This is a genomic window from Dyella telluris (genome assembly GCF_014297575.1).
In the GTDB taxonomy this organism is placed as follows: domain Bacteria; phylum Pseudomonadota; class Gammaproteobacteria; order Xanthomonadales; family Rhodanobacteraceae; genus Dyella; species Dyella telluris.
Window position 1 is genome coordinate 538,861 of the sequence record NZ_CP060412.1, and the last position, 23,368, is coordinate 562,228.

The window sequence follows — 23,368 nt, forward strand, 5'->3', positions numbered from 1 at the left end:
CCCCACCAGGGCATGACCAAAGAACATGATTCAGGGCGTGCCGATATCCAGCACCACGCGCCCCTGGATGTTTCCATCGCGCAATCCCTGCAGCACGTCGTTCACGTCTTCCAGTTTGCGCCGCTCGATGGTCGGCACGATCTTCCCTTCCGTTGCGAAAGCCACGGCTTCGGCAAGATCCTTGCGCGTGCCCACGATGGAGCCGCGGATGGTGAGTCGTTTCAGCACTACGTCGAAAATCGGCGTGGCGAAATCACCGGGCGGCAGTCCCACCAGGCTCATGGTTCCGCGTCGGCGGGTAAAGCCCAGCGCCTGCGAGAACGCCGGCGGCGATACGGCCGTCACCAGCACGCCGTGCGCACCGCCGCCGGTGACGTCGAGCACCTCCTCCACCGCCTTGGGCTGGCGCGCATCCACCGTTGCGGATGCACCCAGCTTGCGCGCAAGGGCGAGCTTGTCTTCGGCCACATCCACCGCGACCACCTGCAGGCCCATCGCCGTCGCATATTGGATGGCCAGATGGCCCAGGCCACCGATGCCGGAGATGGCGAGCCATTCGCCCGGCCGCGCCTCCGTTTCACGGATGCCCTTGTAGGTCGTCACGCCGGCACAGAGGATCGGCGCCATCGCCGCGAAGTCCACGTCCTGGGGAAGGCGCGCCACATAGGCGGCATTGCCGATGGCGTATTCGGCGAAGCTGCCGTCCACGCTGTAGCCACTGTCGTGCTGCGTTTCGCACAGCGTTTCCCAACCGGTGATGCAGTACTCGCAGTGACCGCAGGCGTCGTGCAGCCAGGCGATGCCCACGGCGTCGCCCACCTTGAGGTTCTCCACGCCCTCGCCCAGCGCCGCCACCACACCGACGCCCTCATGACCAGGGATGAAAGGAGGGTTCGGCTTGGCTGGCCAATCGCCATCGACCGCGTGCACGTCGGTATGGCAGACGCCAGTGCAAACGATCTTCACCAGCACCTCGCCGCGCGACGGCACCGGCACGGGCACTTCCTCGATGCGCAAGGGTTCACCGAAGCGGTGCGCCACGGCAGCTTTCATCGTCCTGGGGGTCATGCAGTGCTCCTCGAGTCGTGAGACGCCACGGCCGTGCCACTTCGTGTAGCCAACGTCGCCGTGCACATCGGGTGTGACCTCGAAAAGATGCCGTGCGCAGCGTGATGGCAGGGTGACCAGCATGCGGGCCAGTGCGGCATGGTGGCGCTGCGCTTCGGCGCACGCGTACGGTCAATGACGAAGCACTCTGCCGGCTTTTGCGTGCCTGGCACGATTCGCAGCATGGCGGCGTGCACCAAAAAAAAGCCGGCATGATGCCGGCCTTTTTCCGATACGGATGACGATCAGCCCCGTGGCGACGGCGCCTGTGGCACTACCGGATACGGATACAGTTTCACCAACGGCACCGACAGGCCATCGTCGCCCACCACGCGGCAGTGCGTGCGGTTGAGCTGGCGTGGCTCGTCCACGCCACAGCTGTGCGCGATGATGCCCACTTCCTTCATCACGTTGGTGGCGTAGTGCGCCACGCGCTCGCTCTTGTCCGCCACCACCAGGCCGCGCTGCAACTTGGGATTCTGCGTGGTGATGCCGGTGGGACAGGTGTTGCGGTTGCACTGCAACGACTGGATGCACCCCAGCGCCAGCATGAAGCCGCGCGCCGAGTTGACGAAATCCGCGCCCATCGAAAGTGCCCATGCCACGTCGTAGGCGGTGATGCACTTGCCGGAGCAGATCACCTTGACGCGATCGCGCAGGCCCTGCACCACCAGCATGTCGACCAGCGCCGGCAAGGCCTCGTGCAGCGGCAGGCCCACGCCTTCCATGAGCGTTTGCGGGGCCGCGCCCGTGCCGCCTTCCGAACCGTCCACGATGATGAAGTCGGGAGCGCTTTCGATGCCGCGCTTCTTCACTTCCTGGCAAAGGTCGGCGATCCAGTCGACACCACCGAATACCGCCTTGAAGCCCACCGGCTTGCCGGTGAGTTCGCGGATGTGATGGATGGAATCCATCAGCTCCTGCACGTTGCCGATATCCAGGTGACGGTTGGGGCTCTGCGAATCCTCACCCACGGGAATGCCGCGGATGGCGGCGATTTCCGGCGTGACCTTGGCCGCCGGCAGCAGCCCGCCCATGCCGGGCTTGGCGCCCTGGCCGAGCTTGATGCTGACCATCTTCACCTGCTCATGCGCGCAGATGGCGAGCAGCTTGTTGTCATCCAGCTTGCCATCGGGCGTGCGCACGCCGTACTTGGCAGTGCCGATCTCGAAAATGATGTCGCAGCCGCCTTCGAGGTGGTACGGCGCCAGGCCGCCCTCACCCGTATCCATCCAGATACCGGCCTTTTTCGCGCCGTGCGACAACGCGCGCACCGCCGGCGCGGACAGCGCGCCGAAGCTCATTGCCGAGATGTTGAAGAAAGCGGAATGCGTGTAGGGCTGACGCGAGTACGGGCCCAGCGTCACCGGCAACGGCGTCACATGCTTCTCGCCCAGTGCGGGGAACGGCGCATTGACGAAGAACGGCACGCCTTCGCCACGCAGGTCGCGGGTGGAACCGAACGCGTTGGTGTTCTCTGCGTTCTTCGCCGCGCGGTAAACCCACATGCGCTGCGCACGGTTGAACGGCAGCTCTTCACGGTCGCTGGAATACAAGTACTGGCGAAAGAATTCGCCCAGGTGCAGGAACCAGTAACGGAAGTGGCCGATGACCGGAAAGTTGCGCAGCACGGAGTTGCTGGTCTGGTTGCGGTCGACCAGCCAGACCACGCCCACTACCACCACCAGCAGGGCCAGCAACAACAGGAACAGGGCGGCGAACGTCTCGACGACGACGACCAGCCAATGCGCGAATCCCGATGATTCCATCACTCTCTCCGGTGGTTAGCTGTGTACTCCGCCCCTCCGGGCGGATGATTGATTCTGCGACGATGCCGTTTCAAATGCAGCGGCACGCGTCCATGCCCCAACCAGGGGGTGGGGCATCCGCCCTCAGAGCTCGATGCGCAGTGCCTTGGCCGCGCGGATCGCCTTGGCCTTGGCCGCTTCGATAGTCTCGTCGCGCGCCAGAGTGACGGCCATGCGGCGGCGGCCCTTCACCGTCGGCTTGCCGAAGATGCGCAACTGCGTATCTGCTTCCAGCAATGCATCGGCAACGCCATGGTAACGGGGCGCAGTACCCTCGCCTTCCACCAATACCGCGCAGGACGCCGACGGTCCCCACTGGCGGATCACGGGAATCGGCAGGCCCAGGATGGCGCGCGCGTGCAGCGCGAATTCCGAAAGGTCCTGCGACACCAGCGTCACCAGGCCAGTGTCATGCGGGCGCGGGCTCACTTCCGAGAAGATCACGGCGTCGCCTTTCACGAAGAACTCCACGCCAAACACGCCCCAGCCGCCCAGCGCACCGGTGATGGCCTCCGCCTGGCGCTGTGCCTCGGCCCATGCCACCGGGCTCATCGGCTGCGGCTGCCATGATTCGCGATAGTCGCCGTCTTCCTGGCGATGACCGATCGGCGCGCAGAAGCTGACACCGTCCTTGTGGCGCACGGTAAGCAGGGTGATCTCGTAATCGAAATCGACGAAACCTTCGACGATCACCCGGCCCTTGCCGGCACGACCGCCGGACTGTGCGTAGTCCCAGGCATGCCGCAATTCGCCTTCGTCCCGGACCACGCTTTGCCCCTTGCCGGACGAGCTCATCACCGGCTTGATGACGAACGGCAGGCCGATCGATGCGGCCGCGTCACGGTACTCCGCTTCGGTATCGCAGAAGCGGTAGCGTGAGGTCGGCAGGTTCAGCTCTTCAGCAGCCAGGCGGCGGATGCCTTCGCGATCCATGGTCAGCCACGCCGCGCGGGCGGTAGGGATCACGCGCAGGCCCGCCTTTTCCAGCTCCACCAGCGTGGGCGTGTGGATGGCCTCGATCTCCGGCACCACCAGATCCGGCTGCTCCTTCTCGATCACCGCGCGCAGGGCCGCGCCGTCCAGCATGTCGATGACATGGCTGCGATGCGCCACCTGCATGGCCGGCGCGTCCGGGTAGCGGTCCACCGCGATGACTTCCACGGCATAGCGCTGCAGCTCGATGGCCACCTCTTTGCCCAGCTCCCCCGACCCCAGCAGCAGCACGCGCAACGCATGGTCGGAATAAGGCGTGCCAAAGGGCTTCATGGGTCTCTCCGGAGGTGACAAAGCGCCATTGTAAGCGGGCCATTGATGGATCGCGCCACACGCGCCCGGTCATCACGCAGATTCCATTGACGAACGTCACGGACCGGCGTTCACTGCAACCGTCGCCGTCCCCACGGATAGACCCATGCGCAAGTGGCTTGCCACGCTGCCATTGGTGCTCGCACTGAGCCCTGCCCCCGCGGTTCTTGCACGGGCCGTGGAAGCTGCGCCCGGAACCACCACCACGTGGATGACGGTGATGCTGGCCGGCCAGCGCATCGGCCACCTGCGCCTGGACCGCAGCCTGGGCGGAAACGTGGTGACCACCACGCAGGACCTGAAGATTGAGCTCAACCGTAACGGCAGCGTCGTGCCCATGGAGGTGCTGACGCGCAGCGTGGAAACGCTGGACGGCCAACCGCTGGGCTTCTATTCCCGCAGCACTCTTTCAAATGCCGACAGCATCGTCGATGGCCAACGCCAGGCTGACGGCAGCTATGCAGTCACTTCCACCGTTGCCGGACTGGCCACCCACACCTCCCTGGTGTGGCCAACGGGCGCATTGCTCAGTGACGGCCAACGAAAGGCCATGGCCAGCGCCATCGACCGCACCGGACAGTACACGCTGAGCCTGTTCGACCCTTCCACCCGGGCCGTAGCCTCGGTGGAGGTGGAAGTGCTCGGCAACGAGTGGATCACCCTTCCGGACGGCCCGGAGTGGCTCAACCACCAGCGCGAGGTGTTGCAGACCTCGCGCGACGTGCAGCGCATGGACCTGTGGATCAACGCACGCGGCGAAACCCGCAAGGGCGAGCTGCAGATGCTCGGCCACCAGTTGGATATGCTGGCTTGCAGCGAGACGTGCGCGCTGGCCCCGGTGCAGGAGATCGACATGCTCCGTGCCGCCATGGTGGATTCGCCCTCTCCCGTCACGGCATCCATGCGCCGTGGTGGACTGCGCTATCTCATCCACAGCGGGGACGAGAACATCCAGCCGCTGATCGCCACGGACGAGCAGCGCATCACGCCCCTTGGGCATGGCGACTGGCTGGTGGAGGTGGGTGATGCTTTGCCCGGCGGGCAACCACCACCGAGTGCGGAGGACGCCCTTCCAAACGCCTGGCTGCAATCCGATGCGCCGGAAGTGCGCGTGCTGGCGGTCAGGGCGGCAGGCCGTGACGGCAGCGACCTGCAGAAGATGGCCCGGCTGCGCGATTTCGTCAGCAGCTACATCATCGAACGCGGCAAGGATGTCGGGTATGCCTCCGCCGTCGAGGTCGTGCGGACGCGCAAGGGCGACTGCAAGGAATCAGCGGTGCTGCTGGCTGCGCTGGCCCGGGCCGAGGGCATTCCGGCCCGCGTGGTGTCCGGCATGGTCTACGCCAACCGCTACGGCGGCAGCTCGCAGGTTTTCGTGCCACACGCCTGGGTGCAGGCCTGGGTCGATGGTCGCTGGCAGAGCTATGACGCCGCCCTTGGCCATTTCGACAGCAGCCACATCGCCCTGGACAGCGGTGACGGTAATCCGTGGCACTTCACCAACCTGGCCAACCTGTTCGGCCAGATGCACATCGCCCAGATCAGCCCGGCGCCGGAGTTGGCCCACTCCGTGCCGCGAGGCGCTGCGGTGGCCACCCGTGACTGGTGACCCCCCTCCCTTGAAATTAGATATCACTTTGATATCTAATTCAGTCCTCCCAGGGAGGACTCCCCATGAACGAACAGCAAGGCTTTTCGACCGCCGGCATTCCGACCGTCTTCGTTGTCTTTGTTCTTTTCCTGCTCGGCCTGGCCTGCGAGGGCTATGGCCTGGCGAGCCAGCATCTGGGCTATGCCGGACTGGGTGTCTTCATCCACGTCATCGCCGTGTTCATGACCAAGGGCTTCTTCCAGGTGGCGCCCAATGAAGGCCAGGTGCTGCAACTGTTCGGCAAGTACCACGGCACCGTTCGCGAGGAAGGCCTGCGCTGGACCAACCCCTTCTGCAGCCGTCGCCGCGTATCGCTGCGCGTGCGCAATTTCGAAAGCAGCAAACTCAAGGTCAACGACAGCGACGGCAACCCCATCGAGATCGCCGCGGTGGTGGTGTGGCAGGTCATCGACACTGCAGAAGCGGTGTTCTGCGTGGACGACTACGAGAACTTCGTGACCATCCAGAGCGAGTCGGCCGTACGCCAGATGGCGCAGAACTACCCTTATGACGCCCACGACGACGGCAAGCCTGCACTGCGCAGCCACGGCGAAGTGATCAACAATCACATGCGCGACGAGATCCAGGCGCGACTGGACAAGGCCGGCGTGCGCGTCGTCGAAGCCCGCATCAGTCACCTCGCCTACGCGCAGGAAATCGCCCAGGCGATGCTGCAGCGCCAGCAGGCAAGCGCCATCGTGGCGGCGCGCGAGCGCATCGTGGACGGCGCGGTGGGCATGGTGGCCATGGCGCTTGATCGTCTGAAGACGCAGGGCGTGGTGGAGCTGGACGAAGAGCGCAAGGCCGCCATGGTCAGCAACCTGCTGGTGGTGCTGTGCGGCGACCGTTCCACACAACCGGTGGTGAACGCCGGCACGCTCTATGGCGGCTGAGAAGAAGGCCTACCCCTTACGCATCAGCGCTGCCGTGCTCGAAGCCATGCAGCGCTGGGCCGACGACGATCTGCGCAGCGTCAACGCGCAGATCGAGTTCGTTCTGCGCGAGGCGTTGCGCAAGCAGGGGCGGCTCAAGCGCGAGACCTCAGACCCGGTGCCCGACGACAACACCGACTGACGCCCCGGCGGGACCGCGTTGACTCCGATTCGACGCGACTTGCACGACGCGGGGACTAGCTTTTTCCACCGCCCGTCACGCCTGCGGAGAACGCCATGACCAGCAACGAAACCTATCCCGCGCTGCCGGAAGGCCCCGTATTTTGCGAAGACTGTTCGCGGCCCGGCGCCAAGGTAGAGATGGAACCCCATCGCACGCTGCCCCGGGAAGCCCGCCAGTGGGCCGAGGAACAGGGTGTGGAACTGCGGAGTTACCGCTGCCCCGATTGCGAAGCCATCCAGGTGTTCCGCGTCAGCTGACGGCGGCGCAAGAACCGGATATTCACCGCAGGTATCAGGCGCCACGATGGGATCATCAACCCCACGGAGTACCTGCCATGCGCTTTCGCATTTCCGGCCTGCCGGCCGAACCGTTTGCCGAACTGTTCGCGCTTTCCGATGAAGCCCTGGCGGAGCGTCGCGCTGTGCGCGTGATCGCCGACACCGCCCACGGTTATCCCTGCCGCATCAGCCTCACCGACGCCCAGGCCGGGCAAGCACTGATCCTGCTCAACTACGAGCACCAGCCGGCGAATTCTCCTTTCCGCTCAACTCACGCCATCTACATCCGCCAAGGCGAAGAGCAGTTCGATCGCGTGGACGAGGTACCTGAGCAGTTGCGTCGACGCCTGTTGTCCGTGCGCGGGTTCGATGCCCAGGGCATGCTGCGGGATGCGGATGTCGCCCAGGGCACGGCATTGGAACCGCTGATCGAGCGCCTGTTCGCGGACGAAAAGGTGGCCTACCTGCACATCCACATGGCCAGGCCCGGTTGCTACGCTGCTCGCGTGGACCGCGCCTGACAGCCGTCAGCGCGCAGTGCGATCCACCCTGGCCGCCAGCGCCATGCCAAGGGCGATCCAGCCGACGATGAAGGCCACGCCGCCCAGCGGCGTGATTGCCCCGAACCAGCGCGGCGCACCCAGCGCGAGCGCGTAGAGGCTGCCACTGAAAAGCACGATGCCGATGGCATACGCAGCCGTGGCGACGCGAGCCGCGCGCCCTGTTGGCGCCGTCGCGGCGAACACCAGCGCGAGCGCGTGCCAGAAGTGGTAGTTCACCGCCGTGTGCCACAGCTCCACGCCGCGATCGTCCAGCACGCCGCGCAGCGCGTGTGCGCCAAACGCGCCGAGGACCACGGCACTGGCGCCGGCCAGGCCGACCAGCAGCCCTGTCGGGAAGGCAGGTTGTCGCATGGTTGTCGCTCCTGGGCGTGCCGGGCTCCGGCAAGGCGGGCAGTGTCGTATGCTGGCGAAATGATTCCCATCGATTCTCGCATGAAGCTTTGTCGCACCCGTCGCTGGCTGATGCTGTTGATGCTGGCCTTTGGCGTCGTGATCCTTGCCGGCTGCCATCGCGACAACGGGATCGACTGGCGACTCACCAATGTCACCGGCCACATGCCCGACCTGGACTTCCGCCTGCTCGACGACCACGGCAAGAACGTCAGTGGCCAGGACTATCGCGGCAAGGTGGTGCTGCTCTACTTCGGCTACACGCACTGCCCGGATGTGTGCCCGCTGACCCTCGCCCAACTGCATGTGGTGATGCAGCGACTGGGGCCACTTGCCGATGGCGCGCGCATCCTGTTCGTCAGCGTCGATCCGGCGCGTGACACGCCAGAAGTCATGCACGCCTACGTCAATGCCTTCGATCCGCGAGCGGTCGGGTTGTCGGGCTCGCCCCGTGACGTCGAGGCGCTGAGCAAGCGCTACCGTTCCGCATTCACGCGGGAACCCGATCGCGCGGGCGGCCAGTACGAAGTGACCCACAGCTCCGCCATCTATCTGTTCGACGGCGAAGGCAAGGCACGCCTGCTCGCCACGCCCAACAACTCGCAGGACGACCTGGTCCACGACCTGCACCTGCTGCTGAGCCTGGGAACCCAGTCATGAGTCTTCGCACTGCCCTCGCCCTGCCCCTGCTTGCTGCAGGCCTGATGTTTGGCACCACGGCGCAGGCCAGCGAGGCCGACCATATCCGTGCCAGCCAGGCGTGGATACGCGTGCTGCCTGGCGATCTTCCGGCGGGCGCCTACGTCACCCTGGAGAACACCGGTGACCAGCCCGCGAGCCTGCGCGGCGCGCACACCGCGAGCTACGCAGGCGCCATGCTGCACCAGAGCAGCGGCGAAGGCGGTGTCAGTCGCATGTCGATGGTCGATGCGCTGGCCATTCCCGCGCACGGCAAGGCGGAACTCTCGCCCGGCGCGTATCACCTGATGCTGATGAACGCCAAAACGCCGGTCAAGGTGGGCGACAAGATCAAGGTGACGCTCAGCTTCGGCGACGGCAGCACGCTCGATGCCGACTTCATCGCCCGGCCAGCCAACGCCACTGGCGCCAGCGGCTAACCCGCCAGCGACCCGCCCCACTGTAGGAGCGCACTGGTGCGCGACCGCAGCGTTGCGGGTCAATGCCAGGGGTCGGCTTTAGCGATACGCATCAAGGCATGGTCGATGCAAACGCCTTAGCCTCGGCAAGGCGGCAACGCTGCGGTCGCGCACCAGTGCGCTCCTACAGCTGGTTGCAGGTCTATTGCCGTGCTGTCGCCGGCGCGCGCCGCGTCGGCCACGGCTTGCGGCGGATGCGGCCGCTGCGCGACAGGCGCAACCACTGGCGCATGGCCAGCAGACCGCCCACCGATTCGATCAGCGCCGCGGGTACCCACATGATCACGCCGCCCACCAGCTGCGCGGTGAGCACGTTGAAGGTGAAGGCGCGACCGCAGATCTCGAAGATGGGATAGAGGTCTGCCTTGGAGAACGTGACGATGGCACCGGCGATGATCTGCGGTGTCATGGTAATGCCCGGCGACAACACGCGGACGCCCGGCGTCATGCGACCAGGCGGACGCGGACGGTGGTCCAGCACCAGCCACCAGTAGGTGAAGCCACTGGCTAGCATCGACCAGTTCATGAAGCGATAGATGCGCCAGTCCAGCATGGCGAGCGTCTGCATGGACGGCACCAGCCACATCAGGATGAAGGCGACGAACACCACCGTGGCCACGGCCGGGTTGCACCATACGGCGCTGGCGGCGCGCCACGGCCATGAACGTCGCACGGGCCGCAGCAGGCGCAGGCGCCAGCGGAACGGCAGCCCCTTGTGCAGCACGGTGCCGGGATACGAGGCGATGATCAGCAGCGGCGCCAGGTGATGCAGCAGGATCTGCTGGATGCGATGCATGAAGAACTCATGCTCGAAGTAGTAATCCAGATAGGTATGCAGCGATGCGTAGATCAGCAGCATGCCGAGCCAGAATGACAGGCGGCGCCCCACACTCACATGCAAACGACGGCAACCGCGCACGTAGAGCACGGCGGTGGCGACGAAGGCCAGCAGGAAAACCCAGGAGAACTCCCAGGGCACGATCCACTTGAGCACGCTTGCCATCATCGATCGAACCCGGCCCTGATCAGCGGCGACCCGGCATCATACGCCCGGCCACCGCATCCACGGCACGAGGCTGCGACACATCGCCGCCAGCACTCATGCGCGCCACCGGCGACTGCGCCGCGAACGGCGCCAGCCATAAAGCAGGCCGAACAGCGTGACCAGGGCCGGGATCAGCACGATGTTGAGGAATTTCAAGCGCAGCCCAAGCGCATCGATCTCTGCATTGAACTGATGCTGCACGTCACGCAGCTGCTTGTTGATGGCCAGCTGGCGCTGCAGGAACTGTTCGATCTCCGCGCGCTGCTCCGGCGTGGTGGTGTCACCACGCCCGGCCGATTTGGCCGGCTGCAACTCGCTGAGGCGCGAGCGCGTCACCGCCAGTTCGCGCTGCAGCTCCTGCTTCTTGGCCAGGAACTTCTGGTCGGCCGCGCTCTGCAATGCCAGCACGCGGGTAAACGGACGCTGCGAGCTGACCCGCCCATGGATCGACAGCAGTGCCGACGAACCACTCAGGTTGTCAGCAATATTGGTGATCAGGTCGCCGTTGTTGGCGATGGCACTCAGCTGCTGCTGGCCCAGCAGGCTCTGCGCGTACGACACCCACAGGCGATCACTGAGCAGGTCGGTGTCGCCCACGAGGATCACCTCCGCACTGCCCTTGGCGGCCGCCAGATGGCCCTGCCCGCTCGAGCGCTCCGGGAAGGCGCTGGCAAACGTGCCGCGCACGCGGGCCGCGATGACGTAATGGATGTTGTCGGGCTTGTAGTTGTCCAGCAGCGCGGCCGGGTTGTTGAGCGATTCGCGCACGCGCTGGCTCGACACCACTTCGGCATCGGTGGTGGATTGCATCAGCGGCACCAGCCGCGACGTGGTGCCCGGCTCCAGGTCGAAGTAACCCACGCTGGATACGTTGATGCGCTGCAGACTCGCCGTGGTGACGTCATCGTGGTTGAGCTCCTGCTGGCCCAGGCCAAGCATGGCCGGATGGCTCATGGAGCTGTTGTCGGCCAGCTCGATGCGCAGCGCGCGTGAGCGATCCAGCACGACCTTCTGCGGGTCGTACTGCACGCCCCACGCGGTGAACAGGCGCGACAAGTTGGAGTTGTGGTCGTCGGTGACGCCGTTGCTGTCGACGAACGGAGTGCTATCCATCTCCGCCACGGGGTCGACAAACACCACCAGGTGCCCACCGTTCAGCACGTACTGGTCGATGGCGTACAGCGCATCGGCCGGCAGGTGCTTGGGATGGATCACCAGCAGGGCCTTGATGTCACTGTCGACGCTCTTGATTTTCGCCGGGTCCAGCATCTTCACGTCGAACTGCTGCGCCAGCTGGCGCATCACCGTCCACGGCTCTTCGCCGATCACCGGATTACCCTGTACCGGCAGGCTGCTGATCAGGCCGACATGCGGCTTGGACGGCTGGTCCAGTTCGTACAACAGCTTGGCAATGTCGTACTCGAGGAAGGTTTCACGCGACGGATCGAACAGCGGAATGGCCTGCACTTTCCTGGGCAAGCGATCCTCGCCTTCGACATCGAAATCGCCATCAGCGCCCTTCGACACGGTGCTGCCCACCAGACCGAAGAACACGCGCTCGCCATTGGTGCCGCCGTTGATCGGCGACAGGCCGTAGCCCTCGGCGCTGGCCTCGTCATCCGAGTACGGCACGGGGTCGACGATCTGCAGGCGGATCCGGCCACGCGAGCGCGCCACCATCTCCTGCAGCATTTCGGCCACGCGTTGCTCGTAACTGCGCAGCTGCGGCAGGTCGCGGGTGGCGTGGCTGGAGAAGTAAAGCCGCAGGCGCAGCGGCGCATGCAGGCCTTCCACGATGTGCACGGTGCCCGGCGTCAGCGTGTAGAGCTTGTCGGAGGTAAGGTCCACGCGTCCCATGCGCCAGCGGCTGCTGGCAAGCACGAACACCACGAACAGAATGGCCAGCAGCGCCAGGGCGACGAGCAGCGCGGCACGACGACTGAAGTAAAGACGCCTCATGTTCAAGGCGTCCGCTTCAGGTCGAGCGTAAGTACGCCCGCAGTGAGCCAGGCGGCCATGCTCGCCACGAAGTACAGCAGGTCACGCAGGTCCAGCACGCCGCGCGAAATCGCCTCGAAGTGACGCACCATGCTCAGGTGCGCCAGGGCATTCACCAGCTTACGCGGCATCGCGCCCTGGAAGAACTCCATCACCTGCGGCTGGCCTACCAGGATCAGCAGGAAGCACACCACCAGGGTGAGCACGAATGCCACCACCTGGCTCTGCGTCACCGCCGACAGGCAGGCGCCGATGGCGAGGAAGGCGCCGGCCATCAGCCAGCTGCCGATATAACCGGCGAGGATCACGCCGTTGTCGGGCGAGCCGAGGTAGTTCACCGTGATCCAGATCGGGAAGGTCAGTACCAGGGCCAGCCCGATGAAGATCCACGCCGCCAGGAATTTACCGAGCATGGCCTGGGCCAGGGTGAGCGGCAGGCTCATCAGCAGCTCCAGGGTGCCGCCCTTGGCCTCTTCCGCCCACATGCGCATGGACACCGCCGGCACCAACACCAGGTAGAGCCAGGGGTGCATCACGAAGAATGGCTGCAGGTCCGCCTGTTTGCGCTCGTAGAAATCGCCCGCGTAGAACGTGAGGATGCCCGACAACACCAGGAAGATCACCAGGAACACGTACGCCACCGGCGTCACGAAGTAGCTGCGCAGTTCGCGGCGCGTCACCGCGGCAATGGGGCTCATTCCCGGTTCTCCGCGCCCGCGGTGATCTGGCGGAACACTTCGTCCAGGCGTCCGCGTTCCAGCTGGATTTCCGACACTTCAAGCCCCTGTTGGCGCAGCAAGGTTTCCACCGGCTCCAGGATGCGCTCGCCCGGTCGTGGGAATACCGTGATGCGACCGTCCATCGGATCCACCTCGATCGATGCCACCTGCGGCAGTCGGCCCAGCATTTCCTGCGACACGCCACTGCCCGGCGCACTGAACGACACCGCGCCGTGGTAACGCGAACGCGACTCCAGTTCTGCAGGCGTGGCATCGACCAGCAGGCGTCCGTTGGCAATGATCACCACGCGGTTGCACAGCGCGTGCACTTCTTCCAGCAGATGCGTGGAAATGAGGATGGTGCGGTCGCGCGCCATCTGGTCGATCAGCTGGCGCACCGTGTGTTTCTGGTTCGGATCGAGACCATCGGTGGGCTCATCGAGCATCAGCACCTGGGGGTTGTGCACGATGGCCTGCGCCAGGCCCACGCGGCGCTTGAGGCCTTTCGACAAGGTATCGATACACTGGTCGAGCACACCTTCCAGTTGCAGCCCGCCAACGACGCGCTCAAAGCGCCGGTAACCCTCGTCACGCTGCAGGCCACGCATGCGCATGATGAAGGTAAGGAATTCACGCACCGTCAATTCGCCGTAGCTCGGCGCACCTTCAGGCAGATATCCCAGCGCGCGCTTGGCCTTCAGCGGCTCCTTGCGCACGTCGTAGCCGCAAACGCGGGCGGTGCCCGAACTGGGCGCCAGGAAGCCGGCAATCATGCGCATGGCGGTGGTCTTGCCGGCGCCATTGGGCCCCAACAGACCCAGCACCTGGCCGGGCTCGGCGCGGAAACTCAGCGAGTCCACTGCGGTAAGGGTGCCGTAGCGGCGTGTGAGCTGTTCGGTTTCGATCATGTCCTGAGTCGTCAGTGGCGTGCGTCTGCCGCACGCGTGTCGCGGGCCCCACCAGCGACGTCGACCCGCAATGTACCTGAAAAGTTCTCGGGAACCGGAGCCTGTGCGCCACGAAAATGAAAAGGCCCTCCACCAGGGAGGGCCTCTTCAATGCTTTACAGCGACGGCGACTTACTTGCCGGTGCTGGAGTCGCTGGCCGGAGCGGCAGCGGTGCTGGACGAGGCCGGAGCCTGGTCGGCGCTGTCGTCAAGCGACGGCGGCTTGATGCCGGCAGCCTGTTCCGGGGTCTGGTCCGGAGCCCAGCTCAGCGGCAGGTACACGTCGTATTCGGCGTACTGCTTCACGTCGTCGCCCTGCTTCACTTCCGGCTTGGCTTCGATGTCATAGAAGCGGTTGACCACTTCGTCGAACTTGTAGCCGTGCGTCTGGGCATAGGCCTTCATCAGGTCGCGGGTCTGCGGCACGCCAGCGGCGGTACCGTTCCACACGGCCTTGAGGGCCGGGCCGCCGAAGGCGAGGTAAGCACGCACGTCGTTGTCGACGATCAGGCGACCGAAGCGGTCATGGCCACCCGGGGTGGTGTCGCCACCGGCGTTGGCATCGGCAGCGGTGCTGGCGGTTGCCGGGTTCAGGTCGGGCGACTTGGCAGCGGTCAGTTCCACCGTCTGGCCGGCAACGTTCAGGCTGGTCGCGCTGATCGGCATGGCCACGTCGAAGGTGTAGTTCTGGTCGCCGTAGTTGGTCGTGTAGATGATGCGCGGACCGGTGGTGGTCACGCCCAGCTTCTTGGCAGCCGCCTGGATCTGGCCGATGGCCTTGTTGGTGGCGTCATCAAGGGCCTCGAGGCCGCCCTTGCGCTCGATCGAGGTCGACACCGCCAGCACGGCCGTCGGCTGGGTCTGCTCGATGTACGGGATCAGCTTGGTGTAGTCGACGTTCTGGACCGAAGCCAGCACGTTCTGCAGGTTGTTCAGGGTGGACTGGACGAACACGTCCGGGTCACCGTGAATGTACAGGCTGGAGTAACGGTTGATCAGGTTGAAGCCGTAGTCGACGTCATACGACCAGGTCACCTTGGTCAGCTGACCGCGGCTGCCGTTGCGTTCCAGGTCAAGCGTGAAGTGCTTGTCGTTGCCGCGCCAGTCGTTGTCGATGTTCCAGATCACGGTGGCCTTCTTGGCGGTACCGTCGACCTTGTCGAAACTCGGGTCGGCCGAAGCAATGGTGAACTTGCCATTGCCGATCTTGCCGTCTTCGCTGGCCCAGCTGATCTCGGCGCCCGGACCATAGGCCTTGCCGGAGAAGTCGAACTTGATGTTGCGGTCAGCATCGCGCTGCTCGGAGTACTCCGGGAAGCGGCGGAAGTTGTTCAGCACGTCATAGACCTGACGCATGTCCTTGCCGATCACCAGCTGTCGTTCGATATGACCACTGCTGGGCATCACCACACCCACCACCACCGCCGCGACGACGACAATGATCAGGGCCACAATAAATTCAAGAACACGCATCATTCCGGGGTTCTCCGCACGTCACTCTGTATCTGTATACGGCACACAAGGGCAGTCGCCGGAGACCGGCCCGCCACGGGCGATTCCCGAGGAATCACTGCATGAACGAGGGGTCGGCCAGCGCCGAAGCCACCGATACTACTTGCTCGCGCGCCTGAACGCCATCCGGCCGTAAAGACTGCCCGACAGGGGCCCTCCGGACGCCCGCGAATGGCGTCAGACCGGGCCCCGCGAGGGGTCGGGCGATCAGACGATCCCCAGCTCCAGCGCCTTCAGCACGGCACGGGTGCGGTCGCGCACCCCCAGCTTGGAGAGGATGTTGGAAACGTGGTTCTTCACCGTTCCCTCCGCCACCTTCAGGGAGTTGGCGATCTCCTTGTTGCTGTAGCCACCGGACAGCAGGCGCAGGATTTCCGTCTCGCGCTCGGTCAGAGGATCGGGCTGCTCCAGGCTGGTGAACTGGTTCTGCATGCGGCCCACGCCGGCCAGCAGGCGCTGGGTGACCATGGGTGCCACCAGCGAGCCACCGGCGGCGACGGTGCGCACGGCCTCCACCAGCTGCTCCAGCGACACGTCCTTCAGCAGGTAGCCGCGGGCGCCGGCCTTCAGGCCCTGCAGCACGAGCTGATCGTCGTCGAAGGTGGTGAGGATGATGGTGGGCGGCAGTTCGTTGCGGGCGGACAGCGCCTGCAACACTTCCAGGCCACTCATGTTGGGCATGCGCAGGTCCAGCAACACCACGTCGGGCTTTACCCGCGGGATGTCCTGCACGGCCTGGGCGCCGTCGGCGCATTCGGCCACCACGCGGATGTCCTCCGCCAGGTCCAGCAGTGAACGGACGCCCTGTCGAACAAGGTTCTGGTCGTCAACGAGACAGACGGAAATCATCGCGAATCCTCGAAACGTTTGTGGTCGGCGTGCGATGCCCGCGACCAACGGGGAAGAACGATGCTGCTATCCAAGCAGCACATTTTGGCACGACCTTCACACAAGGCTACAGCATGCCCAGCGCGGGAGGCTCGAACCGTGACGGCGTGTGCGCCAGCTCCGGGACTTCGCCCAACGGCAGCCTGACGGTCAACGCAAACCCTTGATTCAATGCGGTGTCCACCGTGACGCTGCCATCGAACTCCACCAGCCGCTCACGCATGCCCGACATGCCGTTGCCCGGCCGGAAATTCGCCACGCCGCGGCCATCGTCCCGCGCATAGAGCTCCAGCAGGTTGGCGTTGACGTAGTCAAAGCGCAGCCACAGGTTGCGCGCGCCGGCATGGCGCGCCGTATTGGTGATGATTTCCTGCGCACAGCGCAGCAGCACCTGGGCGCGGCGCGGGTCTTCCACGCTGAAACGCGGCGGCGTCTGCATGTGCACGCTGAGGCCGGGCACGCCCTCGGTGAGGCTGCGCAAAGCCACGGTCAGGTCGATGGCGTCGTCCTGACGCAGTTCGCTCACCACCTCGCGCACGTCCGACAACAGGTGCTTGGCCGTGACCTGGGCCTTCTGCACATGCTCGGCCGCCTGCGCGTTCACCAGGTGGCTGGCCACTTCCAGGTTCAGGCTCAGCGCGGTCAGGTGATGGCCCACCAGGTCGTGCAGGTCGCGGGCAATGCGCATGCGCTCGGCGATGCGGGTGGATTCGGCCAGCAAGGCGCGGGTGGCGCGCAGTTCGGAATTGAGCCGGCGCTGCACCTCGCGCTCCTCGGCCTGCAGGCTGGCGATCATCGAGGTGAAGAACACCAGCGCCGAGATGCCCAGGTACATGACCACCTGCAGCAGCGCCGTCACGATGGTCCAGCCCATGTAGCTGGCAATGATGGGGATCAGCATCAGGTTCTGCAGCAGCATCCAGGCCAGCCCTGCCCCCACCGGCAGCTGCCAGGGCAGCACCACCGCGATCACCAGCATGAGCATGGCGGACAGGCCACTCTGGCTGAACCAGCCCATGGCCACCGCCGAGCCGGTGAGCACCACCAGCCCCAGCAGCTGGATCACCGACGGGTAGCCGGTCTGCCGGGTCATGGCCGACCGCCGGGTCAGCAGCAGGTAGGTCACGCCGAAGATCAGGTAGGAAAGGATCCAGCCCGTGATGTTCGGGTTGCTCCACCACGCACTGACCTCCGCCAGGCCACCGGGGCCCGACAGCAGCGGCAGCGCGATGCACAGGTACGTGAACAGACCAGCGTACCGGAGCAGCCGGATGTGATTAATGTTTGACCAGGCCATGTACGCATCATCAGCTGCGGGCAGGCGTGGTGCAATGCGTGAGAAGTCACTCCCCCACCCCTGCCATAAGGCACGACCGCTCGGGCTTTACAAAGGTTTTACATGGTGCGCCGTGTTATGTGCGGCCGCCGAACGCATGTCATAATGCGCGCCGATAACGGGGGCCGATCCAACGGTCTTATCACTCGAACCACATAGAGCGGAGCAACGAATGGCCCTTGCCATCCGCGACGTGCGCGAGCACGACCTGGATGCCGTACTGGCGCTCAACAACGCCGCCGGCCGCACCATCCTCGCCCTTGACGCGGCTCAGCTGCGCTACTTCTACGAACACGCGGATTATTTCCGCGTGGCCGAGATCGATGGCCACCTGGCCGGGTTCCTGATCGCCCTGCGCGAAGGTCGCAACTACGACAGCCCGAACTATCTGTGGTTTGCCGAGCATTACCCGCAGTTCGCCTACATCGATCGCATCGTCATCGCCAACGCCTACCGTCGCCACGGCCTGGGTCGCATCTTCTATTGCGACGTGACCAGCTTTGCCGAGGTGCGCGTGCCGCTGCTGACCTGCGAGGTGTTCCTGGAGCCGCGCGACGACGTGGTGGTGCTGTTCCACGGCACCTATGGCTTCCAGGAAGTGGGCCAGCAACGCATGGGCGAAGACGGTCCGCAGGTGAGCCTGCTCGCCAAGGACCTGCCGAGCTATGCTTTCGTGCGTGAAACCTACCTGGACCACGACGGCCTGCCCGATGTGCCGTGGCTGGCCGAGCGCCAGCGCCCCGTCCATCCCGATACCCCCCAGCGCCGCCTCGCGGGAGAGCGGCGCCCGTGAATGCAAGAATGGATACTCAAGACGCCTGTGACCTGCGCTTTGGCCAGGTCGGCATAGCCAATGTGCGCATCAAGCGCGTGGACGCCGCTGCACTCTGCGAAGAGCTGGAACGCCGCGTTCGCACCGCCCCCCAGTTGTTCGCCCGCGCCGCCGTGGTGCTGGACCTTAGCCACCTGCTGAACCTGCCCGATGACGGCACGGTCGACGCCCTGCTGGAAGCCGTGCGCAGCGCCGGCATGCTGCCGGTGGGCCTGGCTTACGGCACCAGCGAAGTCGACGCGCTGGCCCAGCGCATGGGCCTGCCCCTGATCGCCAAGTTCCGCGCCGCCTATGAGCCGGCCGACGGCGGCAGCATCGCCCCGCCGGCGCCTGCCGCCGTGGCGCCGGAACCGCCGCGCCGCGCCGAACCCGTGCGGCACGAACCGGAGCCGGTACCGGCCGGCCCCGTGCTCGGGGCGCAGCATGTCGACGGCACCGTGCGTTCGGGCCAGCAGGTCTACGCGCGCGATCGCGACCTGGTCGTTACCGGCACCATCGCCAACGCCGCAGAAGTGATTGCCGACGGCAGCATCCACATCTACGGCAGCCTGCGCGGCCGTGCGATGGCCGGCGCACAGGGCGATGAGAAAGCACGCATATACATTTCGAACTTCCACGCGGAACTGGTGGCCATTGCCGGCCACTACCGCGTGTTCGAACAAATTCCCAAGGACCTGGAAGGCCAGTCTGTGCGATGCTGGCTCGAAGGTGAAAAACTGCTGATCGCCAAGCTGTGACGATCACTACTACTACAACAAAGCATTACGCGGAGATGAGCCTTGACTGCTGAGATTATCGTTGTCACCTCGGGCAAGGGCGGCGTGGGCAAGACCACGACCAGCGCCTCGCTTGCCACGGGCCTTGCCATGTCCGGCAAGAAAGTCGCGGTGATCGATTTCGACGTCGGCCTGCGCAACCTCGACCTGATCATGGGCTGCGAGCGTCGCGTGGTGTACGACTTCGTCAACGTCGTGCACGGCGAAGCCACGCTCAAGCAGGCGCTGATCAAGGACAAGCGCTACGAGAGCCTGTACGTGCTGGCCGCCAGCCAGACGCGTGACAAGGACGCCCTCACCCAGGAAGGCGTCGAGAAGGTGCTCGAAGAGCTGGGCAAGGAAGGCTTCGATTACGTCGTCTGCGATTCGCCGGCCGGTATCGAAAAGGGTGCACACCTGGCGATGTACTTCGCCGACCACGCCGTGGTGGTGGTGAACCCGGAAGTGTCTTCCGTGCGCGACTCGGACCGCATCCTGGGCCTGCTTTCCAGCAAGACCCGCCGCGCCGAACGTGGCGACGGCGCCATCAAGCAGCACCTGCTGCTGACCCGTTACAACCCGGCTCGCGTGGCCGTGGGCGAGATGCTGAGCGTGAAGGACGTCGAGGAAATCCTCGGCATCAACGTGGTCGGCGTCATCCCCGAATCCGAGAACGTGCTGGCCGCGTCGAATGCGGGCGTGCCGGTGATCCTGGACGACAACTCCTTCGCCGGTCAGGCCTATAGCGACACGGTGGCCCGCATCCTCGGCGAGGAACGCGTCATGCGCTTCCTCGACGCGCCCAAGAAGGGCTTCTTCCAGCGCGTATTCGGAGGCTGATCTCGATGGGTATTCTTGATTTCCTGAAGCGCAAGCCGGAACCCACCGCTGCCGTCGCCAAGGAGCGTCTTCGCATCATCGTGGCCCAGGAGCGCTCCACCCGTGGCGCGCCTGACTACCTGCCGTTGCTGCGCAACGAGCTGCTCGAAGTGATCAAGAAATACGTCCACGTCGACCTCGAAGCCATCAACATCAACGTCGAGCGCGACAGCGGACACGAGATCCTCGAGCTTTCGGTAGCACTGCCCGAACACGCCGAAGCCAAGTCCGGCTGATGTCGTGGCGCGGCCTGGCCGCGCCACCTTGCCATGCCATCGCCGCCGCGAACCGGCGGCGATTTTTATTCCCATGTCAGCACCCTCCTCTCCCAACGAAGCAAGCGTGATGCGCCTGGCCGAAATCGGCTTCGAGGCACCTGCCCGCCTGCTCGCCCGCTACGGGCTCACGCTGGAGCGCGTGGCCGCCGGCACGGCCATTCCCGGCAGTTTCTGGGGGGACGAGGAAGCCGGCATCATCGGCAGCACGGTGTATGCCCGCGACGACACGCCGGTGCACTCGCTGTTGCACGAGGCCGGCCACCTGATCGTGCTGCCGCCCGAGCGGCGCGCCTTCGTGCATACCGACGCCACCGATTCCATCGCCGAAGAAGACGCCACCTGCTATCTGGAGATCGTCCTTGCCGACGAACTGCCGGGGGTCGGACGCAGGCGCCTGATGACCGACATGGATGCCTGGGGCTATACGTTCCGGCTCGGCTCGGCGCAGGCATGGTTCGAACAGGATGCGGACAACGCGCGACAGTGGCTGGTCGAACACGGTTTGCTGGATCAGGACGGGCAGCCGGTTTACAGCTGAGCCGCGGCCTGGGCACGGCCGCGGTAGCCTGGCTGCGCCACACCTCACGCCAACAGAACATCCTCCGGCGCAATGTGTCCGCGCGCCCTCCAAGGAGGCATGGCGTGACACGAACGCTCGCGATATGGGCCAGCGCGCTGTTGACGATCATGTTGGCCGCCAGCACGACGGCGCAGGACGCCGCCGGCAACGTGCCGCGCTCCAACGACTTCGTGGCGCGCATCGATCTATCCGGCCCCATCGGCCCGGCCGCGGCGGAATACGTTGACGACAGCCTGCGCCGCGCCACCCGTGACGGCGCAACCGCCATCGTGCTGCAGCTGGATACCCCGGGCGGCCTGTCCGACTCGATGCGAGAGATCATCGCCAGCATCCTGGCCAGTCCGCGGCCGGTGATCGGTTATGTCGCGCCCAGTGGTGCGCGCGCTGCCTCCGCTGGCACGTACATCCTCTATGCCTGCCCGGTGGCGGCGATGGCACCGGCTACGCATGTCGGCGCGGCAACGCCAGTGTCGCTGGACGGCAGCGGTTCGCTGCCGTCGATGAACCCGCCAGCCACACCGGGCAGCACCACGCCGCCGCCCTCTTCCGACGCCGAATCGACCAAGGTGCTCAACGACGCCGTCGCCTCGATCCGCTCGCTGGCGCAGCTCAACGGCCGCAATGCCGACTGGGCGGCCAAGGCCGTGCAGGGCGCAGCCACGCTGACCGCCGACGAAGCCGTGCAGCTGCACGTGGCCGATCTGATCGCACCGGACGTTGCCACCCTGTTGTTGCGGCTTCAGGGACGGCACGTGCATGTCGGTGGGCAGGACCTGACCCTGCACCTCGCCGGCCTTTCCGTGCGCGATTACGCGCCCAACTGGCGCACCCATCTGCTCGCCCTGGTGACCCATCCCACCATCGCTTACCTGCTGCTGCTCGCCGGCATGTACGGCCTGGTGCTGGAAGCCTTCCATCCCGGCGTGTTCGTGCCGGGCGTGGCGGGAGCCATCTGCCTGCTGGTCGGTCTGTATGCGCTGCAATTGCTGCCGGTCAATTACGCAGGCCTTGCGCTGATGCTGCTGGGCATCGGGCTGGTGCTTGCCGAGGCGTTGATGCCCTCGGTAGGCGCCATCGGTATCGGCGGCGTCATCGCCTTCGTCATCGGCTCGATCATGTTGTTCGATACCGGCGTGCCCGGTTATTCGGTGAATCTCGGTGTGATCGCCGGCATGGCACTGGGCGCGGTAGCGGTGCTGGCGGTGCTGCTGCGGCTGGTGGCGCGGTCGCGGCGCACGCGCACCTTCAACGGCGACGCGCAGATGCTGCTCGCCACCGGCGAACTGACCCAGCCCACGGACGCGCACGGCGACGGCTGGGCGCGCATCAGTGGCGAACAATGGCGCGTGCATAGCGAAACCGCCCTGCCGGCGGGAACGCGTGTACGCGTGGTGGGACGCGAAGGCCTGCTGCTGCGGGTCACCCGCGCCTGATCCTGACAACCCAAGGAGATGCACATGTTCGGCTTTGTCGGCGTCATCGTGATCTGGTGCATAGCGTTGCTGTTCCTTTCCATCAAGGTACTGCCCGAATACCAGCGTGGCGTGGTGCTGACGCTGGGCCGCTACACGGGCACCAAGGGGCCGGGACTGTTCGTGCTGGTGCCCATGGTGCAGCGGATGATCCGCGTGGACCTGCGCGTGACGGTGATGGATGTGCCGCCGCAGGATGTGATTTCGCGCGACAACGTTTCCGTGCGGGTGAACGCCGTGGTCTATTTCCGCGTGGTGGAACCGGACAAGGCGATCCTGCAGGTGGCCGACTTCTTCCAGGCCACCAGCCAACTGGCGCAGACGCGACTGCGCTCCGTGCTTGGCCAGCACGAGCTGGACGACATCCTCTCGCAGCGCGATTCGATCAACCACAGCCTGCAGCAGATCCTGGACGAGGCCACCGACCCGTGGGGCATCAAGGTCAGCAACGTCGAGATCAAGGACGTGGACCTCAATGAAACCATGGTGCGCGCCATCGCTCGGCAGGCCGAGGCCGAACGCGAACGCCGCGCCAAGGTGATCCATGCCGACGGCGAACTGCAGGCCGCCGAAAAGTTGCGTGACGCTGCCGCGTTGCTGGCACAGCAGCCGCAGGCGCTGCAGCTGCGCTACATGCAGACGGCGGCCGACATGGCCAGCGGCGGCAAGGCATCCACCGTGTTTTTCCCGCTGCCGCTGGATCTGGTGAAGCCCTTGCTGGACAGGATGAGCTGAGCGCCCCCAACCCTGTA

Annotated in this window: 25 protein-coding genes; 14 read left to right on the forward strand and 11 right to left on the reverse strand. The window is 65.4% G+C overall.

Features of this window, described 5'->3' with window-relative positions; translation table 11 throughout:
- Nucleotides 1-30: 30 nt before the first annotated feature.
- From adhP to purT, 3 genes are all read right to left on the reverse strand, one after another.
- Nucleotides 31-1,068 (reverse strand): alcohol dehydrogenase AdhP, encoded by a 1,038-nt coding sequence (adhP, locus tag H8F01_RS02600; protein WP_187057530.1) that lies wholly within the window; start codon nucleotides 1,066-1,068, stop codon nucleotides 31-33.
- Nucleotides 1,069-1,352: 284 nt separating this feature from the next.
- Nucleotides 1,353-2,876, reverse strand: coding sequence for an FMN-binding glutamate synthase family protein (locus tag H8F01_RS02605; RefSeq protein WP_187057531.1), 1,524 nt, complete (start codon nucleotides 2,874-2,876; stop codon nucleotides 1,353-1,355).
- A 123-nt stretch (nucleotides 2,877-2,999) separates the two neighbouring features.
- A complete protein-coding gene (gene purT / locus H8F01_RS02610; protein WP_187057532.1) occupies nucleotides 3,000-4,181 on the reverse strand; it encodes a formate-dependent phosphoribosylglycinamide formyltransferase in 1,182 nt (393 codons plus the stop codon).
- A gap of 145 nt (nucleotides 4,182-4,326) precedes the next feature.
- Between purT and H8F01_RS02615 the strand changes: the two genes are divergently transcribed.
- The 5 genes from H8F01_RS02615 (at nucleotide 4,327) to H8F01_RS02635 (ending at nucleotide 7,786) form a co-directional block, all read left to right on the forward strand.
- Nucleotides 4,327-5,829, forward strand: a complete 1,503-nt coding sequence (locus tag H8F01_RS02615) for a transglutaminase-like domain-containing protein (RefSeq protein WP_187057533.1) — start codon at nucleotides 4,327-4,329, stop codon at nucleotides 5,827-5,829.
- Between the two features lie 65 nt (nucleotides 5,830-5,894).
- Entirely contained in the window at nucleotides 5,895-6,764 is an 870-nt protein-coding gene (locus H8F01_RS02620) for an SPFH domain-containing protein (RefSeq protein WP_187057534.1), read from the forward strand.
- Nucleotides 6,754-6,945 (forward strand): type II toxin-antitoxin system antitoxin, encoded by a 192-nt coding sequence (locus tag H8F01_RS02625; protein ID WP_187057535.1) that lies wholly within the window; start codon nucleotides 6,754-6,756, stop codon nucleotides 6,943-6,945. Before H8F01_RS02620 ends, H8F01_RS02625 begins: the two co-directional genes overlap by 11 nt.
- Before the next feature lie 95 nt (nucleotides 6,946-7,040).
- Complete coding sequence (locus H8F01_RS02630; protein ID WP_187057536.1) at nucleotides 7,041-7,244, forward strand: hypothetical protein; 204 nt, start codon at nucleotides 7,041-7,043, stop codon at nucleotides 7,242-7,244.
- A 77-nt stretch (nucleotides 7,245-7,321) separates the two neighbouring features.
- Entirely contained in the window at nucleotides 7,322-7,786 is a 465-nt protein-coding gene (locus H8F01_RS02635; protein WP_187057537.1) for a DUF1203 domain-containing protein, read from the forward strand.
- Between the two features lie 6 nt (nucleotides 7,787-7,792).
- Here the strand turns inward: H8F01_RS02635 and H8F01_RS02640 are convergent, their stop codons facing one another.
- Nucleotides 7,793-8,179 (reverse strand): DUF423 domain-containing protein, encoded by a 387-nt coding sequence (locus H8F01_RS02640; protein ID WP_187057538.1) that lies wholly within the window; start codon nucleotides 8,177-8,179, stop codon nucleotides 7,793-7,795.
- An 81-nt stretch (nucleotides 8,180-8,260) separates the two neighbouring features.
- Here H8F01_RS02640 and H8F01_RS02645 point away from each other — a divergent pair, with 81 nt between their 5' ends.
- Together H8F01_RS02645 and H8F01_RS02650 are read left to right on the forward strand one after the other, a co-directional pair.
- Entirely contained in the window at nucleotides 8,261-8,878 is a 618-nt protein-coding gene (locus H8F01_RS02645) for an SCO family protein (RefSeq protein ID WP_187057539.1), read from the forward strand.
- The gene (locus H8F01_RS02650) at nucleotides 8,875-9,336 is read left to right on the forward strand and encodes a copper chaperone PCu(A)C (protein WP_187057540.1); all 462 of its coding nucleotides are present in this window, start codon (nucleotides 8,875-8,877) and stop codon (nucleotides 9,334-9,336) included. The genes H8F01_RS02645 and H8F01_RS02650 overlap by 4 nt, the downstream gene beginning before the upstream one ends.
- Before the next feature lie 181 nt (nucleotides 9,337-9,517).
- Here H8F01_RS02650 and H8F01_RS02655 read toward each other — a convergent pair whose 3' ends face one another.
- The 7 genes from H8F01_RS02655 to H8F01_RS02685 all read right to left on the reverse strand — a co-directional run bounded on the left by H8F01_RS02655 (nucleotide 9,518) and on the right by H8F01_RS02685 (nucleotide 17,781).
- Nucleotides 9,518-10,381: a cytochrome c oxidase assembly protein gene (locus tag H8F01_RS02655; RefSeq protein ID WP_187057541.1), complete on the reverse strand. Its 864-nt coding sequence runs from the start codon at nucleotides 10,379-10,381 to the stop codon at nucleotides 9,518-9,520.
- Between the two features lie 93 nt (nucleotides 10,382-10,474).
- Nucleotides 10,475-12,379 carry a GldG family protein gene (locus H8F01_RS02660; protein ID WP_187057542.1) on the reverse strand — a complete coding sequence of 635 codons (1,905 nt, stop codon included), beginning with the start codon at nucleotides 12,377-12,379 and terminating at the stop codon, nucleotides 10,475-10,477.
- A 2-nt stretch (nucleotides 12,380-12,381) separates the two neighbouring features.
- Entirely contained in the window at nucleotides 12,382-13,116 is a 735-nt protein-coding gene (locus H8F01_RS02665) for an ABC transporter permease subunit (RefSeq protein WP_187057543.1), read from the reverse strand.
- A complete protein-coding gene (locus tag H8F01_RS02670; RefSeq protein ID WP_187057544.1) occupies nucleotides 13,113-14,045 on the reverse strand; it encodes an ABC transporter ATP-binding protein in 933 nt (310 codons plus the stop codon). The genes H8F01_RS02665 and H8F01_RS02670 overlap by 4 nt, the downstream gene beginning before the upstream one ends.
- 171 nt (nucleotides 14,046-14,216) lie before the next feature.
- Entirely contained in the window at nucleotides 14,217-15,560 is a 1,344-nt protein-coding gene (locus H8F01_RS02675) for an SRPBCC family protein (RefSeq protein WP_187057545.1), read from the reverse strand.
- Nucleotides 15,561-15,803: 243 nt separating this feature from the next.
- On the reverse strand, nucleotides 15,804-16,445 hold the full coding sequence (locus H8F01_RS02680) for a response regulator (RefSeq protein WP_019464490.1): 642 nt from the start codon (nucleotides 16,443-16,445) through the stop codon (nucleotides 15,804-15,806).
- Nucleotides 16,446-16,551: 106 nt separating this feature from the next.
- On the reverse strand, nucleotides 16,552-17,781 hold the full coding sequence (locus H8F01_RS02685) for a sensor histidine kinase (RefSeq protein WP_187057546.1): 1,230 nt from the start codon (nucleotides 17,779-17,781) through the stop codon (nucleotides 16,552-16,554).
- 211 nt (nucleotides 17,782-17,992) lie between these two features.
- On the opposite strand from H8F01_RS02685, the gene H8F01_RS02690 reads away from it, so the two are divergent.
- From H8F01_RS02690 to H8F01_RS02720, 7 genes are all read left to right on the forward strand, one after another.
- Nucleotides 17,993-18,613, forward strand: a complete 621-nt coding sequence (locus H8F01_RS02690) for a GNAT family N-acetyltransferase (RefSeq protein ID WP_187057547.1) — start codon at nucleotides 17,993-17,995, stop codon at nucleotides 18,611-18,613.
- 8 nt (nucleotides 18,614-18,621) lie between these two features.
- Nucleotides 18,622-19,389 carry a septum site-determining protein MinC gene (gene minC / locus H8F01_RS02695; protein ID WP_425490063.1) on the forward strand — a complete coding sequence of 256 codons (768 nt, stop codon included), beginning with the start codon at nucleotides 18,622-18,624 and terminating at the stop codon, nucleotides 19,387-19,389.
- 42 nt (nucleotides 19,390-19,431) lie between these two features.
- Nucleotides 19,432-20,247, forward strand: coding sequence for a septum site-determining protein MinD (gene minD, locus H8F01_RS02700; protein WP_187057549.1), 816 nt, complete (start codon nucleotides 19,432-19,434; stop codon nucleotides 20,245-20,247).
- A 5-nt stretch (nucleotides 20,248-20,252) separates the two neighbouring features.
- Nucleotides 20,253-20,522, forward strand: coding sequence for a cell division topological specificity factor MinE (minE, locus tag H8F01_RS02705; protein ID WP_187057550.1), 270 nt, complete (start codon nucleotides 20,253-20,255; stop codon nucleotides 20,520-20,522).
- Between the two features lie 73 nt (nucleotides 20,523-20,595).
- Nucleotides 20,596-21,102 (forward strand): hypothetical protein, encoded by a 507-nt coding sequence (locus H8F01_RS02710; protein WP_187057551.1) that lies wholly within the window; start codon nucleotides 20,596-20,598, stop codon nucleotides 21,100-21,102.
- 104 nt (nucleotides 21,103-21,206) lie between these two features.
- Nucleotides 21,207-22,577 carry an NfeD family protein gene (locus H8F01_RS02715; protein ID WP_238481122.1) on the forward strand — a complete coding sequence of 457 codons (1,371 nt, stop codon included), beginning with the start codon at nucleotides 21,207-21,209 and terminating at the stop codon, nucleotides 22,575-22,577.
- Between the two features lie 24 nt (nucleotides 22,578-22,601).
- Complete coding sequence (locus H8F01_RS02720; RefSeq protein ID WP_187057552.1) at nucleotides 22,602-23,351, forward strand: slipin family protein; 750 nt, start codon at nucleotides 22,602-22,604, stop codon at nucleotides 23,349-23,351.
- Nucleotides 23,352-23,368: the final 17 nt, after the last annotated feature.